The sequence below is a fragment of the Streptomyces sp. ADI95-17 genome (assembly GCF_003846175.1).
GTDB classification, from domain to species: domain Bacteria; phylum Actinomycetota; class Actinomycetes; order Streptomycetales; family Streptomycetaceae; genus Streptomyces; species Streptomyces sanglieri.
This window is the reverse complement of the sequence record NZ_ML123060.1, coordinates 1-2,696: the sequence shown is the minus strand read 5'-3', so window position 1 is coordinate 2,696 and position 2,696 is coordinate 1. Positions and strand designations below refer to the sequence as shown.

At 66.9% G+C, this 2,696-nt stretch carries 1 protein-coding gene; it reads right to left on the bottom strand.

The window, feature by feature from the left end:
• Positions 1-2,188: DEAD/DEAH box helicase (locus EES42_RS44420; RefSeq protein WP_124723861.1), on the bottom strand; the 2,188-nt coding region annotated here is incomplete at its 3' end.
• Between the last annotated feature and the right edge of the window lie 508 nt (positions 2,189-2,696).

Below are 2,696 nucleotides of genomic sequence, written 5' to 3'. Positions count from 1 at the left end.
CGAGGCGGAAGCAGCGTTGCCACCCCGTGTCCCATACCGGGCACCAGCCCGGATCGATCTCCTCCAGCGCTGCGCGCCGTGCCTCGGTCAACGCGCCCGCACTGCTCTCGACAGCCAGGCCGGCCTGCCTTCGCTGCGCGTTGGTGTCTGCTGCCCGGGCGGCGAATCTCTGGTTCTTGGCCCAGGTCCCGACCGGGTATCCGTCCCAGACCGCGGTGGCGGGAGGCAACAGGTGTCCGTGCACGGCCGCCCAGGCGCGGGCAGCGGCGAGGCCTTCCTCGAACGCGACGTCCTGATGCGACCACACCATCCCCAGCCCGTCGAGCTGTTCCACCCGCCCCGCATCCAGACGCCCCACTTTTTGGGATTTCCGCTGGTCGGCGAGCCAGGTCCCCAGCGGGAACCCGGCCGGCACCCAGTCATCCGGGGTGATGTAGTCGTACGGCACCCGCAACTGCTGCGCCCCGGTCTCCTTCAGATACCGCACGCACGCCTGGATACCGCGCCGCCAGAACGTGTTCTCGGGCTCGATGACCCGCAGCTTCACGAACCGTGCCAGCAGCGCCGGATCCCTGGGCGTGCTGAACTTCAGCAGCTCCCGCGCGGGCACACTCGGCCCCTGCTCACCCGCCGACACTTCCCGCTCAGCCTCCACCTCGCCTTCCTCGGCACCTTCCGGGTGCCAACTCCCGCTCCGGATACGGGGATCCGCGAGGTGTTCGATGGTGTCGGTGTCGTGTGCCCGCAACGCCCCGAGGACCTTCGCGAGGGTGCCGTAGGCATCCGAGGTCAGCATTTCGTCCGATGTTTCGCCCGGCGCAAGGAATACAGGAACGACCAGAGAAGCAATCTTCCCTTCACCGGGCTTGATTCTCAGGGCTCGTCCGACCATTTGCACGATATCGATCATCGACCCCCGTACATCGCAGAATGCGACGGAATCACAATTCGCGGTATCGACGCCCTCGCCCAGCACCTTCACCGAGCTGAGCACCCGCAACGCCGCCGGCACCAGCCCCTTCCCCGACCGCTGCCCATCCTTGCCGCGCCCGCCACCCCTGCCGCCTCTGCCATCCCTGCTGCGCCTCCCGACGCCACCCTTGACCAGCTGCGCCTGGTCCTGGTTCTGGTTCGTGATGATGTCGGAGGCGAACTTCTCCAGGACGGCGCGCCGGTGGGCGGGTGGGTGTTGGCCGTACAGCCAGTCCGCCCATACCCGCTCCGGCTCTGGGTAGCGTCGCGGATCGTCTTCCCAGAGCTTCCTGGCCGCGTCGATGACGCCTGTGGCCATGGCTTCGGCTTCGCTGACCCGGCTGTGGAACGTCAGGACCTTGCGCAGGTTTTCCTGGGCGGCCGCGGTCACGATCCCGGTCTGCAGTGCGGCGAGCCGTGCTCCGCGTGCGGCGTCCGACCCGTACCCGGCTTCCTGGCGCAGCTGATGGAACTCGGGATCGGAAATATCTACGCACACCACCTGATACGGCGCCACCAACCCGCGGCTCACCGCCTGTGAGAGCGTCAGTTTGTACGCCACCGGCCCGAACACCCGTGACCCCGGATCCATGCTCGCGATCAACCGCGGCGCACCGGACTCACCGCTCCGGGCATGCTCGGGTGCTTCCCAGATCCGGGCCGTCGCGGTCATGTACAAACGGCGGGTCGCCGGCATCTTCGTCTGGTCGTGCACCGCGGCCCACGGCTTACCCGCGTACCCACTGGTGCGGTGCGCCTCGTCGACAACCATCAGGTCCCACGCACCAAGGCCGCCACTGTGTGCGCGCTGGAGGATGCCGAGGCCGACGGCGGCGTACGTGGCGAACACCGTCACCCGCTCCAGACCCCTTACCCAGGAGACGAGTTCGCCCGGATCGGTCGTGCACGGCACACCGTCGGAGTCGTCGGCCCGAAGCGAGCACACCCCGACCATCGCCCCTGTACGGCCTCCTTCCCGCCACGCGGCCGCGGTCTGGGTCAGCAGATCCAGTGTCGGCACCAGTACCAGGACATGCCGCGCGCCGAGTTTCTCGGCGGCCGCGACGGCGATCAGGGTCTTCCCGGAGCCGGTCGCGGCGATGACCTGGGTCCGCAGCCCCTCGGCCGGCAGGTGTCCGCTCGCAGGTGTCTGCAAGACCCTCAGAACCGCGTCGACCGCCTCCACCTGATGCGGAAACAACTCCTTCAGTGTCACCAAAATTTCCTCTCCTCGACCGCTTCAGATATATTTCCAAGCCAGAAAATGCCCGGATCCCTGTGCAGCAACATGCATTTTCAGCGACAACCAAGACACAGACAATCGACCCCAGGGACAGCGGCAGGGTGTCGGCTCACACTCCTTAATGTAGCTGGGCATCAAGAGTGACGCACACCGACTAGAAGTGTTTCTGAACCGCCAGTCTGTAATCTGCGCAGGGCCGTTCCTGTCAACCCCTGAACCCTCCTGACAGGGACTCAAGGGACTAGAGATCGGATAGGAAGCCCCGGTCTTCACGACCCGTCACCGCACTTCCCAGCAAGGCCACCCCCAACCCGTAGCCAGCCCAAGGGCCGTGCGGAGCAGGGCCCGCCGCCCGGATCGCGGAGCGATCCGGGCCGCAGTCAACGAAGTTGACTGCCCGGGCCACGGAGTGGACCGGCAACCCCGGACGAAGTCCGGGAACAACGCACGGAGTGCGTTGTCGTCTTCCGCCGCGTAGCGG